The organism is Paraburkholderia sp. FT54, from assembly GCF_031585635.1.
In the GTDB taxonomy this organism is placed as follows: Bacteria; Pseudomonadota; Gammaproteobacteria; order Burkholderiales; family Burkholderiaceae; genus Paraburkholderia.
Map to the genome: position 1 here is coordinate 2,749,439 of NZ_CP134195.1, position 22,723 is coordinate 2,772,161.

17 protein-coding genes and 1 tRNA gene are annotated in these 22,723 nt (G+C 61.0%); 3 read left to right on the forward strand and 15 right to left on the reverse strand.

Features of this window, described 5'->3' with window-relative positions:
- Positions 1-79: 79 nt before the first annotated feature.
- Positions 80-271, forward strand: coding sequence for a hypothetical protein (locus RI103_RS12695; RefSeq protein WP_310812349.1), 192 nt, complete (start codon positions 80-82; stop codon positions 269-271).
- 50 nt (positions 272-321) lie between these two features.
- Here RI103_RS12695 and RI103_RS12700 read toward each other — a convergent pair whose 3' ends face one another.
- From RI103_RS12700 to RI103_RS12710, 3 genes are all read right to left on the reverse strand, one after another.
- Positions 322-1,347, reverse strand: a complete 1,026-nt coding sequence (locus RI103_RS12700; RefSeq protein ID WP_310812350.1) for an aldo/keto reductase — start codon at positions 1,345-1,347, stop codon at positions 322-324.
- A 109-nt stretch (positions 1,348-1,456) separates the two neighbouring features.
- Positions 1,457-3,190: a tetratricopeptide repeat-containing glycosyltransferase family protein gene (locus RI103_RS12705; protein WP_310812351.1), complete on the reverse strand. Its 1,734-nt coding sequence runs from the start codon at positions 3,188-3,190 to the stop codon at positions 1,457-1,459.
- 201 nt (positions 3,191-3,391) lie between these two features.
- The gene (locus RI103_RS12710) at positions 3,392-3,961 is read right to left on the reverse strand and encodes a DUF4142 domain-containing protein (protein WP_310812352.1); all 570 of its coding nucleotides are present in this window, start codon (positions 3,959-3,961) and stop codon (positions 3,392-3,394) included.
- A 414-nt stretch (positions 3,962-4,375) separates the two neighbouring features.
- On the opposite strand from RI103_RS12710, the gene RI103_RS12715 reads away from it, so the two are divergent.
- Entirely contained in the window at positions 4,376-5,353 is a 978-nt protein-coding gene (locus tag RI103_RS12715) for a chemotaxis protein (RefSeq protein ID WP_310812353.1), read from the forward strand.
- A 204-nt stretch (positions 5,354-5,557) separates the two neighbouring features.
- Here the strand turns inward: RI103_RS12715 and RI103_RS12720 are convergent, their stop codons facing one another.
- The 6 genes from RI103_RS12720 to RI103_RS12745 form a co-directional block, all read right to left on the reverse strand.
- On the reverse strand, positions 5,558-6,961 hold the full coding sequence (locus RI103_RS12720; protein WP_310812354.1) for a hypothetical protein: 1,404 nt from the start codon (positions 6,959-6,961) through the stop codon (positions 5,558-5,560).
- Between the two features lie 12 nt (positions 6,962-6,973).
- The gene (locus tag RI103_RS12725; protein WP_310812355.1) at positions 6,974-7,264 is read right to left on the reverse strand and encodes a PAAR domain-containing protein; all 291 of its coding nucleotides are present in this window, start codon (positions 7,262-7,264) and stop codon (positions 6,974-6,976) included.
- Position 7,265: 1 nt separating this feature from the next.
- Positions 7,266-8,639, reverse strand: coding sequence for a hypothetical protein (locus RI103_RS12730; RefSeq protein WP_310812356.1), 1,374 nt, complete (start codon positions 8,637-8,639; stop codon positions 7,266-7,268).
- 73 nt (positions 8,640-8,712) lie between these two features.
- Positions 8,713-12,375 carry a type VI secretion system Vgr family protein gene (locus RI103_RS12735; RefSeq protein WP_310812357.1) on the reverse strand — a complete coding sequence of 1,221 codons (3,663 nt, stop codon included), beginning with the start codon at positions 12,373-12,375 and terminating at the stop codon, positions 8,713-8,715.
- A gap of 843 nt (positions 12,376-13,218) precedes the next feature.
- Entirely contained in the window at positions 13,219-14,295 is a 1,077-nt protein-coding gene (locus tag RI103_RS12740; protein WP_310812358.1) for an asparaginase, read from the reverse strand.
- Positions 14,296-14,389: 94 nt separating this feature from the next.
- Positions 14,390-15,319 (reverse strand): LysR family transcriptional regulator, encoded by a 930-nt coding sequence (locus RI103_RS12745; protein ID WP_310812359.1) that lies wholly within the window; start codon positions 15,317-15,319, stop codon positions 14,390-14,392.
- Positions 15,320-15,455: 136 nt separating this feature from the next.
- On the opposite strand from RI103_RS12745, the gene RI103_RS12750 reads away from it, so the two are divergent.
- Positions 15,456-16,367 carry an EamA family transporter gene (locus RI103_RS12750; RefSeq protein WP_310812360.1) on the forward strand — a complete coding sequence of 304 codons (912 nt, stop codon included), beginning with the start codon at positions 15,456-15,458 and terminating at the stop codon, positions 16,365-16,367.
- 18 nt (positions 16,368-16,385) lie between these two features.
- Here the strand turns inward: RI103_RS12750 and RI103_RS12755 are convergent, their stop codons facing one another.
- From RI103_RS12755 to RI103_RS12780, 6 genes are all read right to left on the reverse strand, one after another.
- Positions 16,386-17,648 (reverse strand): MFS transporter, encoded by a 1,263-nt coding sequence (locus tag RI103_RS12755; protein WP_310812361.1) that lies wholly within the window; start codon positions 17,646-17,648, stop codon positions 16,386-16,388.
- Between the two features lie 120 nt (positions 17,649-17,768).
- Positions 17,769-18,827, reverse strand: a complete 1,059-nt coding sequence (locus tag RI103_RS12760; RefSeq protein WP_310812362.1) for an acyltransferase — start codon at positions 18,825-18,827, stop codon at positions 17,769-17,771.
- 204 nt (positions 18,828-19,031) lie between these two features.
- Positions 19,032-19,940 carry a methyltransferase domain-containing protein gene (locus RI103_RS12765; RefSeq protein ID WP_310812363.1) on the reverse strand — a complete coding sequence of 303 codons (909 nt, stop codon included), beginning with the start codon at positions 19,938-19,940 and terminating at the stop codon, positions 19,032-19,034.
- Between the two features lie 92 nt (positions 19,941-20,032).
- Positions 20,033-20,123: transfer RNA gene (locus RI103_RS12770), tRNA-Ser, on the reverse strand.
- Positions 20,124-20,183: 60 nt separating this feature from the next.
- The gene (locus tag RI103_RS12775) at positions 20,184-22,202 is read right to left on the reverse strand and encodes a sodium:solute symporter family protein (protein ID WP_310812364.1); all 2,019 of its coding nucleotides are present in this window, start codon (positions 22,200-22,202) and stop codon (positions 20,184-20,186) included.
- A 4-nt stretch (positions 22,203-22,206) separates the two neighbouring features.
- A complete protein-coding gene (locus RI103_RS12780; RefSeq protein ID WP_310812365.1) occupies positions 22,207-22,587 on the reverse strand; it encodes a DUF4212 domain-containing protein in 381 nt (126 codons plus the stop codon).
- Between the last annotated feature and the right edge of the window lie 136 nt (positions 22,588-22,723).

Here is a 22,723-nt window from a genome sequence, read left to right on the forward strand (position 1 = left end):
TGTGGATTCTGCTGGATGGCGGCTGGCAACTTGAAGTGAGCCCGCACGCTTATCCGGCGGACCACGCAAGCGCCGGCAAGTGGTTCAGCGCGGCGGTGACGACCGGCATCTCGTGCCGCCTTGTCACCAGCGAACACAGCTACGTGATGAAGTCGAACGCGCCGACTTCGACGCCATGCTCGCCCAAGGCTTTGCGTTCGGCCCGCATCTCGACGCGGGCCGCCGCTACTACAGCGAGCTGTTTGCCGCCCCAGCCGAACTCGCGAAATGAGTCCGCGCCGGAGCGCGTGCCACGCAACGCGCCCTCAGGCGCAAGCGCGCTTACACCGCCTTCGGATTGCGCTCCGCGAATCCTTCCTGATGCCAGTACGGATAGGCGGGACGCACGGCGCTCGCCGCGTCGAGCTTCGCCACCTGCTCCGGCGTCAGATTCCAGCCCACCGCGCCGAGGTTCTGCCGCAACTGTTCCTCATTACGCGCACCGATCAGCACCGTCGATACGGTAGGCCGCTGCAGCAGCCAGTTCAGCGCGATCTGCGGCACGGTCTTGCCAGTTTCGGCCGCGATCTCGTCGATCGCATCGAGCACGCGGAACAGATATTCGTCCGGCACCGGCGGCCCCATGTCGGCGGTTTTATGCAGGCGGCTCGAATCGGGCAGCGGCTGGCCGCGCTTGATCTTGCCAGTGAGACGCCCCCAGCCGAGCGGACTCCACACCACCGCGCCCACACCTTGATCGACGCCGAGCGGCATCAACTCCCACTCATAATCGCGGCCGACCAGCGAATAGTAGGTCTGATTCGCGACATAGCGCGGATAGCCATAGCGATCCGCCACGTCCTGCGACTTCATCAGATGCCAGCCGGAAAAATTCGACACGCCGGTGTAGCGGATCTTGCCGGCGCGCACCAGATCGTCGAGTGTGGACATCACTTCGGCGACTGGCGTTCTGGCGTCGAAGCCGTGCAGCTGGAACAGGTCGATGTAATCGGTCTGCAAGCGCTTGAGCGCCGCGTCCACGGCCTGGATCAGATGGAAGCGCGACGAACCGACGCTGTTCGGTCCGTCGTCGAAACGAAAGGTCGCCTTGGTCGAGATGATCGCCTTGTCGCGCTTGCCTTTGAGCGCTTCACCGAGCACCGACTCGGATGCGCCGCCCGAATAGATGTCCGCGCTGTCGAACATGGTGACGCCCGCATCGAAGCAGATGTCGAGTAGACGACGCGCCTCGGCGACGTCGGTTGCGCCCCACGCCTCGAAAAACTCGCCCTTGCCGCCGAACGTGCCCGTACCGAAGCTCAGTACCGGCACCTTGAAACCGGATGCACCCAGATGTCTGTATTCCATTGAATAATCTCCGTGGCTTAGCCGTCGATAAATGGACAATCAGTCTACGCGCGTCTGCCCAAACGCGCCGGCCATCGCGCAGGGATGGTGGCGGGCGCAAACGGGATCTTTATCGCGGATGCGCCGCGCGCGCAGCCGAAGCGCTCAATGCAGCCAGCGCGTCACGCGCGGCTTGCATCACACTGTCCCAATCGCCCAGCGCCGGCTGCCGGAACAACCGGGCGCGCGGATACCACGGCGTGTCGGTGCGCTGCAGCATCCAGCGCCAGCAGGTGTCGAAGCGGTTCAGAATCCAGACCGGCTTGTCGAGCGCGCCGGCCAGGTGCGCAGTGGACGTGTCCACGGAAATCACCAGATCGAGGTTCGCCACCAATGCCGCGGTGTCGGCGAAGTCGCCTAGTTCTTCCGTGTAATCGACAACGCAGCCGCCCTGCTGGGCGCTTCTGAGTTGCTCTGCCGCCGTTCCTTTTTGCAGGCTGAAGAACTGCACGTTCGGCACGTCGAGAAGCGGCGCGAGTTGCGCGAAAGCGATCGAACGGCGCGCATCGTTCTTGCGAAGCTCCGCGACATGCGGCCGGCTTCCGCCCGCCCACACGAGTCCGACTTTCAGGCGGATATCCGCTTGCGCGTGAACCCGATCGCGCCATTGGCGAACCGCTTCGGCATCCGCGAAAAGATAAGGCGTTGTCGATGGAATGCTGTCGAGGCCAGTCTTGAATGCGAGCGGCAGACTCAGCAGCGGACAGTGGCAATCGAATGGCGGCAGCGTTTGGCCGGCTTCGATCAACTGATCCACACCGTCGAGCGTGGCCATGAGTCGCGTCAACTCGGGCGGCACTTCGAGCACGACCTTCGCGCCGAGCTTCGACACCAGCGCGGCGTAGCGGCAAAACTGCAGCGTGTCGCCGAGACCCTGCTCCGCGTGCAACAGAATCGTCTTGCCGTCGAGCGAAAAATCCCCCAGCCAAAGGGGCTGCGCAAAACTGCGCCGGCCTGCCTTGATGCGGCTGCGCTCCCAGCGCCATTCATATTTTTGCCAGCCTGCTTCGAGCTGTCCCATTTGCAGCAGGCACAGCGATTCGTTCCAATGTGTTTCCGCAGCATCGGGGTTCGCTGCTAGCGCATGCTCGTAACTCGACAGTGCTTCGGCGTGCTGGTTGAGATCGATCTGCGTGAGCCCGAGATTGTTCCAGGCATCGGCGAATGCCGGGGACAATTCGATCGCACGACGGTAGCTGCGCTCGGCTTCTTCCGGCTGGTTCAGGTCACTGAATGCGTTGCCGCGATTGCTCCACGCATCCGGATAATTGGGTTGCAGCGCGAGCGCGTGATCGCAACTGGCAAGCGCATCGGCGGGACGGCCCAGGTCGCGCAGCACGCACGCGCGGTTGTTCCAGGCCTGCGCGAAGTCCGGCATGAGCGCAATCGCGCGATCGAAACTGCCGAGCGCATCGAGCGGCCGGTTCAGGCCGGCTTGCGCGTTGCCGCGATTGTTCAGCGCGTCGGGAAATCTGGGCTGCAAAGCCAGTGCGCGATCGGCGCTCGCGAGGGCTTCGTCGAAACGCTGCAAGGCGTTCAGCGCATAGGCGAGATTCGAGTGAAGCGGCGCCTGTTTCGCGTTGATGGCAAGCGCTTTCCTGAGTAACTCGACACCCTCTCGCAGACGGCCGGCTTGCAGGGCCAGCGCGCCCAGCAATTGCAGCGCGTCGAAATGACGGGGCTTGAGTTCGAGAATCTCGCGATAGAGTTCTTCGGCCTCGGCGAATGCGCCGTTCTGCTGAAGCGCAACGGCTTGCCGAAGCATGGAGTCCAACTGTTGCGGCAAATTGGCAGGCTTGCTCATGCGGAGAGCTTGGATGGAATGCGCGTGAAAATCGTGGGAGCTTTCGAGTAAGGCGTGCGCATCGCGCAAGATGAATCGCAAACGATGCATCGTGCTAGCTCATGCGCCCGGCGGACTCGAAAGAGCGAAGCCGATTATCGCCGAAAACCACGCACTCGGACGACCGCGCGTCACGCCGCAACGTGACGCGCGTTACACCGCTTACTGCGCGGTCGACAGATGCTTACGCTTGGCAAGATCCTGCGCCATCGCGTAGTGCTCCTGGATGGTCGGCAAGGCCTTCCTGGCCGCGTCCTTCAATTGTTCGTCACGGCCTCCAGCGATTTCCGCCTGGAATGCCGACAGCGCTTTCTGTTCGCCGGCGAGCGCGACCTGTTCGATATAGGCCTTGTCGAAGTCGGCGCCACGCAGGTTGTTGATGCTCGCGAGGACCGCTGCGTCGGGATCGTTCTTCGGCACATCGACGCCGCGCGGGCTTGCCGCGCGCAGCGCGTCGGAGATTTTCGCGTTGTCCGTGGAGACGCGCTCGGCGAATGCCTTGACGTCGCGATCGGTCGAGCGCGAGGTCGCGATGCGGGCGGCGTCGCGTTGCGTCGCAACGGCCTTGGTACCGTCCGCGATGAACGTCTGGTCGGCGGCATGCAGACGGCCGGTGTCGGCCGCGGCCGCCGCCGGTGCTGCCGGGGTTGTTTGAGCGTTGGCCGCGCCGGCGACGACGAGCAGTCCAGCCATGCAGGCGCTGGTGATAGTGGCGAGAGGCAAGCGGATCATACGTTCTCCTTGAGGTGGAAGCGAAACGACGGTGATGCGTGTGCGCCTCGGGCGTCGTGCCGACTGCGCGACTACCTTGCAGTCAGCTTGCGAGCCGCTGACGGCGCCACGCTTTTATCGCTGTGAATTCTATGAGGCGCGCTGTGCGGCATGTGATACGACGCTGTCGCTTCTGTAACCTTAGGTAAGCTTCATATGAATGCCTTGACAGCGCTGTATTGGCGCGCGCAGTGCTCGTGCCCCTTCCGCGTCCTCAATAGCGGTTGCGCGTCAACCAGAGCATGCGAGGAAAACAGCGTGGAATCGCTGAACTTTCCGCCCGCCGCGCCGATAACTGGAAGGTAGGGCGCGCGCCGGGATCGAACGCAACGGTGGCATGGCGCATCACACGCACCGCAATCCTGGAGAGATTCGATGGCAGCAGAAAACCTCGCGCACGATGAACGCAGCAACCTGACCAGTTCCAACAAGTTCGAGTTGTTGTTGTACCGGTTGGGCCGCGTGCCCGGCAGCGACGCGCATGAGCTTTATGGCATCAACGTCTTCAAGGTGCGGGAAATCTCGACCATGCCGACGGTTACGCCGATCGCCGGTTCGTCGCCGTTTGTGATGGGAGCCGTGGATATTCGCGGGCAGATCATCCCTGTGATCGATTTGCCGCGGCTGATGGGGTGTGAGCCGACGCGCGGGCTGAACATTTTGCTGGTGACGGAGTTCGCGCGGTCAACGCAAGCGTTTGCGGTTGAAGAGGTCGACGATATCGTGCGACTGGAGTGGAATCAGGTGTTGTCCGCCGAGGGTGCGGCCGGGGGCAATCTCGTTACCAGCATTGCGCGGATCGACGGCAATACCGGTGATTCGCGGCTCGCTCAGGTGATCGATGTCGAGCAGGTGTTGCGGGATGTGTTTCCGTCACAGCACCCTAGTGTCGATCCGGGTTCTGTTGGGGAGGCGTTGGGAATTCGGCCTGGAGCGAAAATTCTTGCTGCTGATGATTCCGGGTTTGCTCGTAAGCTCATTGAGCAGGCTTTGAGTGCGATTGGGGCGGATTATGTGATGACCAAGACCGGGGAAGAAGCCTGGAATACCTTGCAGCAGGTTGCACGGGAAGCGCAGGCTAATGGGACTCGCGTCAAGGATAGTATCGCGCTGGTTTTGACTGATCTTGAGATGCCTGAGATGGACGGGTTCATGCTCACTCGGCAAATTAAGGCTGATGAGCGCACTCGGGATATTCCGGTCATTATTCATTCTTCTTTGACCGGGGCCGCGAATGAAGCGCATGTCAGGAATGCCGGGGCTAATGGGTATGTGGCTAAGTTTGCCGCTTCGGAGTTGGCGGATGCTATTCGGAGTGCGATTGGGGGTGTGCCTTCTGTGGTCGCTGCTTGATCCGGTCTTTTGTTTGGGTTCCTTAGTTTGTTGGTCTTTTCCGTGTGGTCTTGGTGGTCTATGCCGCGTAATAGGTCTGGGCGCGCAAGCGAAACAAGACGTTCTCCCTCATCGGTTTCGCTTCGCGCGCCTCTCAGTTTATAGCCCGCCTTCCGGCGGCCTTTTTTGTGCATGGCCCAGAAGGCGGCAATCGTGGGAGCTTCATCAACCTCGACGGTAGGCGCGCCAGAAGTCTTCGGCGATGCCTTGCTCGCGGAAATACCTCAGCGCGCCAAACACAACGCCAAGAAACGGCAGTGCAATCACTATGCCTGTATCCGTGGTCTGCCACCCCGGCCTGTCATCGAGCAGGGACATGCCGAACATCATCAGTGAGAGAAAGAGCAGTTTGGCAAACGGAACAAGGGAATAGTCATAGCCGTCTTTCCACGGCGCATTCACCGGTCGCAACTCTCGCACCGCGAGACTGAGCGTCACGCCATTCTCTACCGGCAGTGCCACGAGTTGCGCACCCTGTCCGAAGTGCGCCATCCTCGCCGCGAGCGCATATAGCAGCCATCGCGACACCGGGGCCTGCGGACCAATGGATGTATCGAGCGCATGCGTGGAGACTTCCAGCCCGCTCTCCTTCACCGCGCCGAAGGTTGCGTGCTGCGCAAGGCCCTTCAGGCGGCTGTGCCAGAAATTGCGGATGCGCTTCATCTCAGCCTGTTCAGCCCGGAGCAGCAGCGACAGCGCCTCCTCGACCTGATCGGCTTCCGTCTCGATCTCACGCATCAGCCACGCCTGTGACTTGAGCTTGCCGCGCTGGTCGTACATGAACTGGTCCGAAGCCAGCAGCAGCGCCACGGCAAACTCCGAGCAATCCTTCGGTAGATCCGGGTTGTCATTCAGATGCCACGCCAGCACCAGCCGGTATGACGGATCGCTGTCAGCCGGGAACCACTTTTCAGCAAACTTCGGTTCCGTGCCGGGCCGCATGCGGACAATGCGCGGCGCTCCCGGCAATTCGAGCTTCTTCCACACGGCGTGAATGATGTCGGACGATTCATCCCGGCCACCCTGCATCATGAGCTGGAACGAATTGCTCCGTATGGCACCTGCCAGTTTCGGCGCGAGCGGCACAAGCAGCTTTTCCAGGACGGCATGTAGCCTGGACTCGGCCCCTGTCTCGTCCACGTCGAGCGCCATTACCTTGCCCGGATTCTGCGGTGGCGTGCCTTCGAGTCCAAGCATGCGTTCGCCAAGGTCCGGTTCCGGTGCGAGCACTACGCTATCCAGCACGGCTACACCGGAGCGGCACTGACGCTGCCACGATCTGCGCAACTGCCAACCCTCCCTGTTAAACACCGCCGCCTCAAATGCCTTCAGACCATATCCAACGTAATAGGCGAGCGCGCATAGTGCTCCCCAGAAGGACGGCCCGGTCAGCAGGATGCTCTTGAAAAACCCCATTGACATTACCGGTTGCCCCTTCGGCCAGGAACGCACCGTTGTGAACAGGGCGAAACATTCCACGACAATGAACATGGCAAGATAAAACCACAAAGGTGGCGGCTCACCCGCCTCCTCCTCGTCGGGTATCACCTGGTTCCAGCGAAAAGTCATCGTTTCTCCGTGTCAGCCTTCGTATGTCCAGTCATGCTGGGAGGCAATCAGTATTGGCGGCGGATTGCAGCGGCAACGGCATAAGTCACCCTCCAGCGCCGGCAGCCTGTCGTCTATGGCGTCATCTTCCGAACGCGGGCCATTCGCGACGATGTGCCCGATGGAACCACACGCGGGGCATTGCACGCGCGCCCCGAGGTAGCTCATGCCACGCTCATCGGGGCCAACATCTGCGATGCCATCGAGTACGGTGCCGTTTGCTGTGGTCCGGTCGAGCCGGAGAATACAGGCGCGTTCGCTCACGTCAGGCCCCCAGCCATTCCCAATCGGCTCCGTCGGTTCTGGCGGGCATGCTCTGTCCGCGGCACAGGGTGACGATGCCCGCGAGGTCGTAACGGTACGGCGCAGCGGCGGAAAAGCCGCCTGAGTGAACACGCGCAAGCCAGCGGCCACTGCGTGGGCAAATGGCTCCCGCCTTGCAGACGTGTTCGGTGCCTTCGATGATGTCGAACGACCACTGCTTGACGGGCGTTGGCGCGCTGCCCTCCCACACCCACTGCACCGGCCCGTTAAATTCGGTGCCACTAGCAACCTCCGTGTACATGCGCACATCGTCCGTGGTCGCCACGTCGCCCGCCTTGAACGGTCTCAGCAAGAGGCCGCGAGCGGTGCCGCTAGTGCGCACGGCACGATACAGGCCGTCCTCGGCAAAGGTTGCGCCAGGCTTGACCGGCCATTGGGACATGTTCTCGCGATGGGTTTTCTCCCACTGCTCGCGCTCCTGCGGGGTTGAGGGGTAGTCGCGGTCAATTGTGATGCGGGTTTTGATTGGTTTAAAGTCCACGTTGGATGCAAGCCCCCACCCATATCCTTCGTACTCGATTCTCATAAACACGATACCGGAGAATTCATAACTACCCTTAAGAGCCTTATAATCAGGATCAACCTCGAATTTTAAGACCTCGCTTCCGCCCGGCTTCAAAAATACCAAGCCACCTTTAAATTCGCTTCGATTTATTAATCCTTTCCCACTCAAACCGAAAGCCCAAGAACCTTTCACCTTCACCACGTCACCATTTGGGTGAATTGCTCCAGTTGCACCCACACCCAATCGTCCACTGGTAGTGGACCCGCCCCATTGATCCGGGGTTTTGAACTGAATCCATCGATTTCCAGAATTAATAAATTTCACAGCAACAATATAATGCCCATCTTTATGCTCTACTGCCACAGTCTCGAAATCGAGTTTGATAATCTTGCTGCCTTCAGTCCATGCCCGCTCGGCCAGCCTAAGCGGAGCATCAAAGATGCGACTCTTAAAGCGTTCAGGAATCAGGCGTATGGAACCACTCCTGCGAACTGCCTTCCCATCCTCCCCCATGCACATGACGCTAAATGTGGACGGCGGGTCTACCGTCTCAGGACCACCACTTTGAATATCCTTGTCACACAAATTCTGTGCAACAACATTCAGCTCCTGCAAATCTGAATTCTGTAGATTCAAGGCGAATACGCCGACACCTTTTTGACTATCCTCGTTAACGGTGTCTCCCTTGGCAAAATAGAATGTTCGCTCACCGTCAAAAGTTAAATCCCTTGATCCATACTGAAGGTCAGCGGACCACGACAGCGTGAACGCACCCGGACGCAACACAACACTGTTTTCAGAATCTGCCATTACGTTTTTCATACCCGAGAATACCAACAACGTCATAAGAAACACCGCTCTCAACGCCCGCACAACTAGCCACCTATTTATGTTTCTTGTGCGAAGCAGCAGTTGGCTTAGGTACACCCGTTTTGGCACCGCTCGTTGCGCCTGTGTTAGCTTTACCGGTCGGGTTGTTAACGCGAGGTAATGCGGCAGGTTCATAGCCAACTCTCCAGAGTTTATTTGTATGTAAGGAAAACCATCTGCGGATATACTCAAGATAGTAAGGAGGGATTGTTGCCGTAGGCTTCAGAGCACCCCCGCCCATAAGTTGGGTATCAGTGTCTATGATCCAAATCTTGTTGGTTCCGACGTTTCTGTCAGCCAGTTCAAAGTCAATGTCGCCACCATTCTTTACATAGATTGAATGCACAAAACCACCCTGTACCCAGTATTCATCCGGGAAATTAAACAAGTGTCCGGTTTCATGCGCCTTTACTTGAGTTGTCTTCGGCACCTTATTATCACCGCTGTTATCATCCTCATATTCGAACTCTGGCCAGTTCTTGGCGTCCGCACGGGCAGTCGTCGGAAACAGGTTGATGACAATATTTGGATTAAGCGCCTGCGCATCAGCCTCGCGGACGACATGTACGTCTGCGCAAAATTTCACTGAGATACGGCAACCGCAAGCACCACCTTTCTGGCAACCATCCAGAATCAGTTTGTAATTCCCTTGATTCAACGTGTTCTCGATCATGCTCTTGTAGGTCGAAGCGTCAACCTGCGCCGGATCACGATCAATTTGCTTCAGATTAAAAGCCGAAAATGGCTTCTTGGAGTTAGCTCCATTCTTGAAAGACTCATACTCGACAGTAATATAGTCACCTTTCGCATTGCGCAATGGCTCGCCGGCTGGGTTCGTCTGCACTAGCAATCTCGGAACCAACGCAGTGACAACCTTTGCAGTAAGCGTTTTGGCCTGCGAGTCGTAGGAGAACTGACACGTTGTGGTCGCCGTCCCGGAACACATTACAGGCTTGTCTCCATCCTTGATGCGTTCGGTCCTAGTCCAGCCATATTTTTGGTAAGTCGGCGTTTCACGCACCATACTGGCGGACTCTGTGAAATTTGGCATTTGCCAGTTACACGGCGCAGCAGGTTGCAACTGGATTGGATCAGCTGAAATACCGTACTGCTTTTCGTTTTCCGGGTCGTTAATCACCAGACCGCCATTGCCCGCCGGACCACCAGCAGAACCCATCGAGCCGGGGAGCTGTTGGCCCTTTGATTGAGTGTCCTGCGATACGCCACCGCCCGCTGACCCCATCGAACCCGGATCCGGCACGCCGTTCATGATTGAAGCGCCGGGAGAGGGCGCTGGCGCTGGCGGCACCGGGCCCGAATTCACCAGCCCCTGCCACTGCGCCGGGTCAGACGCGGGCGTCCCCGCAATATCGCGCGTGAAGTTCGCATTGGTGCGCCACACATCGCAATCCGTCGTGAATGGCACGAGCTTCGGCGCGAACGCCTCTCCACCCAGGTCCATCTGCGCGGGGCCAACCTTCTTCAGGCCGCTGGTCCTGAACACCGCCCCGCCCCAAGAGCCGAATTCGATCCCCCCCGGCGTCATACGCAGGTACGAGCCGCCAACATTCAGCACGATCTCCTTTGACGACTTCACACGCAGCACACCGTCAACTGTCTCAACGGTCATGTCGTTCTGCGACGCAAGCTGCATCGAGCCGCGCTGGGCCTGCAGGACAACAGCACCCGCCGCCGCAATCAGACTCATGCCTTTCTGTGAGAAAACCGATACCAGATCACGCGCAGCCACGGTGAAGCGCCTGAGCGTGCTGAAATGCACGCCTTTCCTGGCGGTGCCGATGATCGAGCCATCGGCAGCGACATGCACACCGTCGCCTGACGCCACGCCCACCGGCCCCGGACCAGTGACCAGAACGCCAGGCTTCTTCAGTCCCTTCAGGCCATCGTTGATGCGCTTCTGAGCGTCCGTATCGGCGGGCGACGCCTTCGAGGATTTGGCGGATTGCGCGAGCGATTCCGACAGTGCCTGGTGCTCCGTCAGTTGCGCCTCCGTCTCATCCATCGCAAGCACCTTGCCGCCGCCGCCCGCCTGGTTATAGGCGGTGAGCATCGCGCCAGATCCGCCGCGAGTGACCGCGTAACCGTCTGTCCGAAGTTCCGCGCCCGCCCCGCGCTGTTTCAGGTCACGGTCCGGTATGAAGCCCAGGTTGAGCTGCGAGCGGCCCGAGTGCTCTGTGCTGAGTTCGATCCCTTGCTGGTCGTCCCAGTCATCCATCCACAGCTTGTTGCCAGACTGCGTGCGGATTTCGTTGCGCGACATGCGCCGCCGCGACGAGTTGATGAGGCCGGGACGCTGGCTGTTTGGCATGAAGCCCACAAGGAACGGCTTGTTCGGGTTGCCTTCACGAAAGGCGACCAGGCCCTCATCGCCGTCCAGCGCGGGCATGTGCATGCCGGTGTTGTCTCTGCCCGAAAACGGTTTCGCCAGCCGCAACGGAATGCTCTCCGCACCTTTGGGCCAGTTGCCGAAGTCGCAATGAAAGCGCGCGACATACTCCCCTTTGTCGGTCAGGTAGGCAAATTTGTATTTATCGGGAGAGCAGATCGTTGCCCCGAGTGTGCCGTGTATCCGGGGCCATCGGGTTTCATCGATGGCCATCCGGTATGGACGGTCAGCTGGAATGGCGGTGAAACGGTTCATGTAGCTGACGCTTCGCGCGCCGCTATGCACGACCTTTGTAACGAACATGCCCGCTCCTGCGTCCTCAAGCTCCCGGTCCGAACGCACAAGACGACCCGGCCTGAGTGCGAGCACGGTCGACTTGACCTTGTAGCGGACCTGCTGTGCAAGCGCCGCCTCATGTCGTAACTGCGCCTCGCGCTTCGCGCCACCGGCGTCCCCATGATGCGTGCCCCACACATAGGGCGTGCCGACCATCGTCCCGTCGTCCGGGACAGCGCGGCTTTCATTGCGCAGAACTTCCCACGCACTGTCCGGGTTGTAGTCGGCAACGGTAAAGGATTCCGGTACGGTGCGGGTACGCACCTTGAAGGAAAAGATGGATTCCTCAAACGTTGACAGTCCGGCTGTGGGGCGGTCAAGTACCATGACCGGGGGCCGCTCATAGCCGTCTATGTCATCGGCAATCACCAGCACTTCGCCATGCTCGCCGGTCGTCGTGAAGCAGAACAGGCCAGCCTGTTCCATTTCGAGCCGGATGTATGCCCAGTCCCCCAGGTTGAACTGAAACCGGAAGTCGTGTTTCGGATGTTCACGCCGGAGGCGAAATTCCACCTGCATCCAGAAGCGGATTTCGTGACGCTCAAGGATGGTCCTGATGATTTCCCACGATGCCATCCGCTGGTATGTGACGCAGTTGCTCGGCCCGTCGAGGACAGCGAGTCGCTGGCGGATCACAACGCGATAGGTGCAACCATCACGCGATTCCGACGCCAGATCGAAGCGCGACACAAACCCGTTGAATGTACGCAGTTCACGCCCATCCTCGGGCTGGATGGAGAACTCTGCGAGTTGCCCCAGCACCTTCTTTCTGCTCACCGGTTCCGGCGTCGAGATCACAGCCTTGATCCGATACGGCTCGCAGATTTCCTCATGCACTTCCCACGATACGACCGAGACAACCGGCGCGGGTTTCGGCCGGCCAGTGTCACTTTCCTTCTCAACCTGCTGCGGCTTGCGCGGCATGAACTTCATGTGCGCGGACTGCCGCCCCGTCAGATATGTTCTTATGCGATCAGCTTCAGCCATATGCATTCTGTTAAGAGCAGTGCCTATTTTTTGCGAAGCCTGTACCTCAGCATCTAACCTCCATCAGGTCAACGAAGTTAATTTGGGATAGCGCGAATTTGACAAGCATTCACAAAATCGGCGGCGTCTTATTCATGACGCATCAGAACGGTCTTCGTTGCCGCCTGACAAATGACTTTTGTTTTCCCGCCGCCTGTCGGCGCGCACCTGGGTTGATATGCGACAGATACTGGCGCGAATGCTCGCGCCCGTCCTGTCATTCATGCTGCCTTTCAGGTGTTTGCGCCGGGTCACGGGGCGCTGAAAGAGGTGCAGGCGCTTGCTGATTGGGTACGCAGCCTGGCCAGACGATCAGGTCATGGCGCATGACGTGTCCCGCGTGCGCTCCTCGCCGTTGACGCAGCGAGTCGTTGCAAGACGCTGCGGGGGGCACGCGGTGCGGGTCTTAGACGGCGTACCGCAAGCACGTCAGCTATGCCCGGTATGGAATCGGTCAGCGCCTGTGCGATCCGGTCCATGACGCCACGGCCGCACCATACAAGAAAGACGCCGTAACACGTCTTGGCCAGTGGATATTCAAACGGAACACTCATCCACGCTTTTGCCGGTATGCCGCAAAGAAAGCAAGCAAAGAAAGCTTCACACCGCCAGCCTTTAAGCGGGTCCCTCGCGCAGCCACCGTAGTGGTGCATCTGGAATCTGTGCCCCCGCGCATTCCGCGTTCGTGACAAGGCAGTCATTCTTCCGGCGGCGCTGCGCGCGCCGGTGCGGTCGTTCATTCAGTGTGGCCTATGTGGCGCGTTCTAGCGCCACCGAAAATGTCATTCGGCTCGTCTGGATGCCCATTGTGTTCAGCATCTTCGGTGCGTGAAACGCCGTGAGTTTTGCGCGTTGGGCCGGTGTTCCGATGTCTAGCAACGCGAGAAGTTCCGCGACCACCGCGTACAGTACGCCGACGTTGCCGTCCTCGATTTTTACGGCAATGCCCAGCGCGCCTTGCGCGCCCGCCCGCTCCGTCTGTTGTGATGCCCGCACGCCTATCGCGTAGCTGCCGTCGGCGCCCACCTTGCCAACTAGTGCCCCCTCGAAGGCTTGCATCAACTGCGTGCAGAATCGGCCCTCGCCCGCTACACACTCCGGATACGTCGTCATTGCACGGTAGATTCGCGCGAGCGCTGTGGTGCGCGATGTGAGGAACTCCGCATTCGACGATACCTCGTCTTCCGCGGCGGCCAGCTTCGCGAACAAGCGTGCGAGGCGGTCTAGCGGGAACGCCGGCGTCGGCAGATTGCAGCCGTCTGTGGCCCATTGCACTGCGTCGTCCGGTAAATCGCAGACGCCGGCGACCGTGTGTTTTACACGCACCTGCAACGGATGGTCGGGTCGCTCATAACCCGCTATCGACGCGCCGATCGATTGCGCGCCAGCCAGCATGCCCGCGTGTTTGCCGGAACAGTTGCTGCACACGCCGCTCGGCTTGAAGTCGCGTTTGAGCCAGTCGATATAGACAGCGTCGGATAACGGCGGATGGCCGCCGCAACGCAAGTCGGCTTCGTTCGCCTGCGCCTTGGCCAGCATCTGCCGCGTACGCTCGATGTGACGCGCCTCGCTACTGTGCGAACCGCACATCAGCGCCAGGTCGGCTTCGTCGAAACCAAAGCGCTCCAGCGCGCCAGTTTCCAATACCGCTAACGCTTGTGCGGGCTTTGCCGCGGAACGCGCCAGCGTCACGCGCGAAGGATCGCCGAACGATGCCAACAGGCGCCCGTTCGCGTCGACCACCGCGACGTGCGCCCGATGCGTGTTCTCAATCGAAGTGCCGCGATAGACAGTCGCCGCAATCGGCCCGGTGTCGCGCAAGCTCATGCTGTTTCTCCTCGTGATCGATCGAATCGCTGGGACTGCATTGAATCATGAATTGTGCGGACGGTTCCACTTTCGTCTCGCGATGCGGTGGTGCTCATGCCGTATCGAGCGTGTCGTGAAGATGCTCGACGAGGTAGTCAATCAGCGCCCTCACCTTCGGCGGCAAGAAACGGTTCGGCGGATACAGCAGCCACACCGAGCCCACGTAGGCGCGCGCTTCGAGATTCCAGTCCGGCAGGACCTGCACGAGTTCGCCGCGCTGCAACGACTCCGAGGCGGCAAACTCGGGGACACACGCAATGCCGAAGTCCTGCAGCGCGGCTTCGAGCCGCGCGCCGGCGTGGTTAGCGATGTAGCGCCCCTTCACGTCGACGCTCTGTGTCTGGGTGCCGCGGCGAAAGCGCCAGCGGTTGTCGTCGGCAGTCTCGCCGAGGTAGATGCACGCGTGTTCGAGCAGATCGCGTGGCTGCACCGGCGTGCCGCGCTCGCGCAAATACGCCGGCGATGCCCCCAGCAGCCAGCGCACCGCGCCCAACCGGCGCCCCGCGAGTCCTTGCGGCGGGCGCTCGGTCAGGCGGATCACCAGATCGACGTCGTCGACGAGCGGGTCGACGTCGTGGTCGGTGAACAGGAGTTGCAGATCCACTTCGTCGTACGCGTGCAGGAAAGCGGGAATGAGCGGGTGAATCACGGACCTGGCGAACTGGGTCGGCGCGCTCACGCTCACCTTGCCTTGCGGCCTGCCGGCCAGTTGCCCGGCGGCGTCAACCGCGCCCGACGCGGCGCTCACCATGTCGCGACAGAATCGCACGACCTGGGCACCCGATTCCGTGACCCGCACCGTGCGCGTGGAGCGCTCGAGCAAACGGATCGCAAGCGCGTCTTCGAGGCGCTTGATCTGACGGCTGACCGTGGACGGCGTGCTCCCGAGTTGCCGCGCCGCCACCGAGAAATTGCCGGCATCGACGACGCGCGCGAAAACCGCCATATCCGGCAGCAAGGCAAAAAGCTCGGTTGGAGTCATCGTCAGGATCCGTGAGTGCGGTCGGTCTATTAATGCATTCTCGACATAAACGCTATGCACCGAGACCCGATTATCACGTCAAACGCAAAGTTCGACAATATCGGCTTATATCCGCTTATCAGTCCGAGGTCCGTCCATGTCGAAACAGGAACGCCTGCTCATGTTGTCCGATCTGATGCTGCTGGCTGTCGCCGCCGTCTGGGGTACCAGCTACGGCGTGGTCAAAATCGCGCTGGTCTTTTATCCGGTGCTGGGTTTGCTCGCGCTGCGCTTCGGCATCACTTTCGTGATCCTGTCGCCTGCGCTGCGCCATCTGCTCGCCGCCGACGCTCGCACGCTGCGCGGTGTGCTGATCGCCGGCGCGCTGCTTCTCGGCATCTTCCTGTGCGAAACCTTCGGCATCCTGATGACGCGCGCGGCCAACGCCGCGTTTCTGATCAGCTTATGCGTGGTGTTGACGCCGCTCGTCGAATGGTTGCTGCTCAAACGCAGGCCGAGCCGCGCCGAATGGCTGGCGGTGGCGCTTTCGCTGCTGGGCGCGTGGCTGCTCGCCGGCGACGGCGCACTGAGCCTCAATCCCGGCGACGCGCTGATTCTGCTTGCAGCCCTGTTGCGCGCGTTGACCGTGTGCGTGACCAAACGCGTGATGCGCGATTCGGCCCTGCCGCCGCTGTCGGTGACAGCGGTTCAGTCGGGCGTGGTGGCATTCGGCAGCGCCGCGGCCGCCTGGCTGTTCGCGCCGCAGCAATGGCAGCCCGTGCCGTCGATTGCGGGACACGCGGCGTTCTGGGGCTATGTCGGCTATCTGGTGATCGCTTGCACCCTGTTCGCTTTCTTCGCACAGAACTTCGCGATCAAACGTAGCAGCCCGACGCGCGTCTCCCTGTTGATGGGCAGCGAACCGGCCTTCGGGGCATGGTTCGCCTGCATCTGGTTGGGTGAACGGATTTCGCTGACCGCGTGGGTCGGCGGCGCATTGATCGTCGCGGCATCGATTCTCGCGACGGTGCGATGGAGCGCGCTGCGTGTGAGCGCCGCGCGGGCCTGAAGCAAAGTCTTGCGTCGATCAATGGCTCGGCGCCAGTTCGTCTTCACGCTCCAGCGAGCGCGTGCGCCTGAGGTCCGGGAAGAAACGCATCCATAGCAGGGCGACCGCGATGGTCGCCATGCCGCCCACCAGCACGGCCGGTTGCGCGCCCCACCACCCTGCCGTCACGCCGGATTCGAATTCGCCTAATTGATTCGAGGTCCCGATGAAAAGAGAATTGACCGCACTGACGCGTCCCAGCATTTCATGCGGCGTACGCAGTTGCACGAGCGACAGACGCACGACCACGCTGATGGTGTCCGAAGCGCCGAGCACCATGAGCGCGACGAGCGACACAAGAAATTGATGCGACAGACCGAACACGACCGTGGCCGCGCCGAACGCGATCACGCCGCCGAACATCGCCGCGCCGGGCCGGTTGCGCAATGGGAAATGCGCGAGCCAGATGGTGCCCGCGAGCGCGCCGATGGCGGTGCCCGAGCGCAGCAGCCCGAGACCGAGCGGACCCGTGTGCAGGATATCGCGCGCGAAGACCGGCAACAGCGCGGTCGTGCCGCCGAATAGCACGGCGAACAGATCGAGCGACAGCGCGCCGAGGATCACCGGCTCCTTGCGAATGAAGGCAATGCCCGAGAACACCGATTCAAGCGTGACGGGCGCGCGGCTCGCCGGCTTCGTCTGTAGCGGGATGCTCCACACGGCCGTGGCGGCGGCCGCGAACGACAGCGTGCAGGCGAGATAGGCCGCGCCGGGGCCGATGCCGTAAAGCAGACCGCCGAGCGCCGGGCCCGCGATCTGCGCGGTCTGATTCGCGGACGTGGCCCATGCCGTCGCTTTGGGCAACTGCCCGCGCGGCACGACGCCCGGCAACAGCGAAGCCACCGCGGGCGATTCGAAGGCGCGCGCCGCGCCGACACAGGCAGCCAGCATATAGATGACCGGTGCGCTGATCCAGCCGCCGAAGGTACCGAAAGCAAATAGCAATGCAGCGACGCTTTCGAGGCTTTGGCAGATAGCCGCGATGCGGCGGCGATCGTAACGGTCGGCGACCTGGCCGACGACGAGTGTCAGCACGAACATCGGCAGAAATTGCGCGAGGCCGACCAGACCGAGTGCGAAGGCGCTATGCGTGAGCGCGTAGATGTGCCAGCCCATTGCCACGGCGAGCATCTGGAACGACAGCGACGAGAGGATGCGAGTGCACCAGAAACGTTGAAATGCGGGGTGTTTCGGCAAACTAACGGATGGGGATCCGGACGGGTCGGCGGGCGCTGGCGGCATGGGGTTCGTGCTCTTGACTGGGCGGGCTTGGGCGGCCGCTAGTTTAGAGCAAGATGATCTGTTTTGCTTTACTGTCTCGAGCGGCACACCTCGCCGGCATCGACAGCGCGGCTCGCCACCTCAGGCAAGTACCGCTGGACGTGCGCGGGTAAATCGGGATTCCACGAGCAGATAAGAGAGGCTGCCGAGCACCGCCGTCATCGCGACGCCGGCCAGTACCGCGACCAGATACGCAAGCCTGATGTCCGTGAAGTTGCGTTGCGCCACCAGCACGATGGTCGGATAAAAAGGCACGTGCCAGATGTACAGGCTATAGCTTGCGCGTCCTATTGAAGCAAGCGGCCTGAATTCCAGTGCGCGCACGATCACCGAGTGCGCAGAGGAATGAATGACCCGGTAAATCATCATCGCGACGGACACAGCTAGCAGCGTATATCCGAACGTCTGAAGCCACGCCAGAGTCTTGAACGGGACATCCGAACATGCCAACGCAATCCAGATCGCCATGAAAATCGCCGCGCCGAGCACGCCTGCCGCTGCAGACTGCCTGGAATGAAGGTGGGAAGGCACCAGTGCGAGCAGACAACCTACCGCAATCGAGTCGATCCGGCACAGCGTGAAGCTATAGATGCCGTTGTCGGAAATCCCGGCAAAATGGCAAATCAATCTGAACGATATCGCCACCAGCAAGAGCGCCACGGCCGGGCGAAAGTACGAATGGAAACGGGCAACGAGAATCGGGAAGACGATATAGAAATGCCATTCCACGGCCAGCGTCCAGAAATGCGCCATGGTGAAATGTTGATCGGCAAGCGCGACCCGGTCGCCCAGCAGCGACTGCAGGCTGGCCGTGAATGTCCATAGCAGATACTCGTTTCTCAACACTTTGCTATGCGGATCGATGAACAGCGCGACAAGCGTGACTATCAGCAGGCTCGCGACGTAGGCCGGCAGCAACCGGATGGCACGGCGCCGAATGAATGTCGAATATGACGCGACTGAATTGACGGGCCGCTTCAATAGCGTTGTGGTGATGAGATAGCCCGAGATCACGAAAAACACGTCCACGCCTATCCAGCCGGTCGACGCAATATGCACGAGGCCGGACCATGCGCCACCCAACTCCGAGAGGCGGCTGGAAAAATAGCTCGTGTAATGAAACAGGACGACCAGCATCATCGAAATGGCTCGAAGCCCGTCGAGGCCGGTCACGTAGCGCAAAGAACTTGTGTCTCGGATGCTGTGCGTCTCCATCCGCGCATTTTACAGATTACAGAATGCTCGCGGCCGTAATAATCAGAACCAGCCGTGACCGAGTCGAAACAGAGGTGGACGGGCAAGCGCCGCGCGGACGAAGCTCAAGCGCCGGTTCCAGGCGTAGCACTACGACAGCAGACGTGCCACGCGCCGCACCGCACGATGCAGCCGCGAAGGCACGGCGCGAACCTGAAGCACCGGTGCGAGAGGCTCCGGCGGCGGCGGCAACGGTGCGGCTGCCGCTTCCATGCGTGCCCAACTGGCGGAAGCGACTTCGACGTCCGCGCATTGCTGCATGTGAACCTGAAACTCGATTTCGTTTCTTGCGGTGTCGAAGAAATTCGCGCACGACATGCTCAGAAATCCGTTTTCGACGAGCAGCCGGCAAATCCTCGCAAATGTGCTTGGCGTGAACACCCAGACGTGCACGTCGTGATAATTGCCATTGGCAAAAGCATCCTGAGCAGCGGCAAGGCCGTCCGCGAATGTATGCGCCGCCCGTCCACCCGACGGGAGGCCAGCCCAGATCGCCCCTGCATTCACGTCGTAACGAACGTTCACGACATGGTCGATGATTGCCTGCGGCTGAGGAATGCGCGCCCGCACGGCATAAGCGCTCAGCACGTCGCTGATGCGCGACTCTTCCCGCATCAGATCGAAAGTAAAGCGCTTGTCGGGCACCGCGAGACGCAGTTGACCAGCGGGTTTGAGTATTGCGCCAATCTCGGCAAACCAGCCGACGAGATCCGGCACATGCTCGACCACATGGGATGCAATCACGTAGTCGACGGATCGACCGCCTAGCGCTTCGAAGAGCGATTGCTTGCCCCAGACGGCATCGACGTCGACGAGCGCGTCGATATCGACATTCGGATCGTGTTTGTACTTTTCGCGCAGAGCTTCTGTGGTGGCGTGGTCGACGTAATAGACCTTGCCATCCGCGCGTGTCACGACCGGTCGGCAAAGTGCGCCGATTTCCGCACCGATTGCGGTGGACAGATCCAGTCCAGACAGCAGCTTGACTTTGCGATCCATTGCGCGAGCTCCACGGTGGTCTCCGCGAGAGTCTAGCAAGAAAACACAAAGCCGTTGAATCCTTGCAGATTCAACGGCTTATTTTTCGTTCCTGGCGGAGAGAGGGGGATTCGAACCCCCGATAGGCTATTAACCTATACACGCTTTCCAGGCGTGCGACTTAAACCGCTCATCCATCTCTCCGGCGGGGAGCCGAATTATAGCAAACTTCGCGCCCTGCGCCAGACCCACGCGCAAACGGACCTAAGGATGCCGGATGTAGTCCACCAGCGCCCGCGTATAAGCATCCGGTTTCCGGTCGATCAGACTCACGCCGATTGCCACCAGAAACCCTGCCGGCACGCCGAATACGCCTGAGCTGATCGGCTCGATCCCGAACCACCGCGCGCCGGCGAAGCCCGTCATCTGCGTAAAGAATGGGTACGTGGAGACGATGTAGTAGATGCACACCACCAGCCCCGCCACCATGCCCGCCACCGCACCGAGCCGTGTGGTGCGCTTCCAGAACACGCCCAGCACCAGCACCGGAAACAGGCTCGACGCCGCCAGCGAAAACGCCGCGCCCACCAGAAACAGAATGTTCCCCGTATTCAGCGACGCCACATACGACGCAAACAGCGCCACCCCCAGCAACAGAATCTTCGAGATCGTCACGCGCCGCTGGCTCGATGCGTTCGGATCGACCATGTGGTAGTACACATCGTGCGACAAGGCATTGGCGATGGTGAGCAGCAAACCGTCCGCGGTAGAAAGCGCCGCCGCCAGCGCGCCCGCCGCGATCAGCCCCGACATCACGTACGATAGCCCCGCGATCTCCGGCGCGGCGAGCACGACCATGTCGGGCTGCATCTGAATCTCGCTCCAGCGCACGATGCCGTCGCCGTTCGTATCGGCGAGGCTGATCAGGCTCGGCTCGACCTTGCGCCATTGCATGAGCCACTGCGGCAAGTCCGAGAAGTGATGGCCGACCAGGTTGGTCAAGATCTCGTACTTGATCAGCACCGCCAACACGGGCACCGTCAGATAGAACAGCGCGACGAAAAAGAGCGTCCATCCGACGGAGCGTCGCGCCGAGGCCACCGAGGTGGTCGTGTTATAGCGCGTCAGAATATGCGGCAGGCTCGCCGTGCCGAGCGACAGGCACAGCAGCAGCGAAAGAAAATTGCGTTCGTGGGTGCGCCGGTCTTCATCGCTCGCGGCGGGGAACGGCTCATGCATCGGCACCGGTGCGGCGGCGCGCATCAGCATTTCGTCGCGTCGCTGGGCCCAGACGATCTGCGCGGCGGCGGCGTCGCGCGGAAACTGTTCGAGCGCCCGCTCGCGCTCCTTGATCTCGCGCAGCGGGCCGTTATGGCGGCGCAGGTCGGCGACTTCCTGCGTGAGACGCAGTTTCTCGTCGACGAACGATTGCGGCAACGTGTCGAGCCGCACCTGCATCAACGCGGCACGGCGTCGATAATCGTCGCGCACGGTCTGCTCGAGCGGCGCCTCACGCACCTGCTTCTCGAGGCGTTCGACACGCTCCATCAAGCGGCCGTAGTTGAATTGCGGCACCCAGCCGAGGCCATCCTTGTGAGCGATCATCGACACGGGGATCAGAATCGCCGCGATCAGGATGATGTACTGCGCGACCTGCGTCCACGTCACGGCACGCATGCCGCCGAGAAACGAGCACACCAGAATGCCCGCCAGACCGCAGAAGATGCCGACGGCGAAATCCACGCCGATAAAGCGCGTCGCGATCAGGCCGACGCCCTGGATCTGCGCGACCAGATAAACGAACGAGCACAGAATCGCTGCCAGCGCCGCGAGGCCACGCACGGCGTTGCTCGAAAAGCGCGTGCCGAGAAAATCGGGAATCGTGTAGCGCGCGAGCTTGCGCACATACGGCGCGAGCAGGAACGCGACGAGGCAATAGCCGCCGGTCCAGCCCATCAGATACGCGAGGCCGTCATATCCGGTCGCATAGATCGAGCCGGCGAGGCCGATGAACGAGGCCGCCGAAAGCCAGTCGGCGGCCGTCGCCATGCCGTTGAAGGCGGACGGCACGCGCCGCCCCGCCACATAATATTCGACGAGATCGGAAGTGCGCGACAGCAGGCCGATCACCGCATACACCGCGATCGGCACGAACAGGAACACATAGCCGATCCACACACCGGGACCGGTCGTGCGCTCGATGCGCCACATCACGTAGATGAAAAGCAGGAAGCCGAGCGTGTAAAGGGCGTAGGAACGGATCAGCCGGTTCGTGAGCTTCATCGGCTCAGTTCCCGTGCGTGGCGAGCGCGTCGGCGCTGGCGTCGGCGTCGGCGTCGGCGTCCGCTTCGAAAGCGCGCTGCAGCCGACGATCAGCACGCTGCATGAGCACGATGTACACGAAGATGAGCGCCAGATAGATCAGGATCGCGCCCTGCGCACCGAAGTAGAACGGCAACCGGAAGCCGCCGACCCGCACCTGCGCCAAGGCCGGCGCCATCAGCGGCAGGACGAACGAGACGAGGAAGCCCAAGGTCATCAACGTCGCAATCAACGCGAGGTTGAAGCGCCAGTACTTTTGATGCGCGCGCGCCATCGCTGCCGAGACCGCGGGCGGTTCGGGCGGCGGATTGAGCGTAGCGTGAGAGGAGTGGTGCGGCGCGGCCATGCGCCTATGTATCAAAAAGCCACCGGGCAGGCAATCGGGATTGTCCGCGCGGTGGCTTCAACAACGTGGCTTCAGTGGGAGCGATCTGCGTTGGATCAAGAGCGTGTGTTCGACACGCCCTTGACGTTCAGACAGT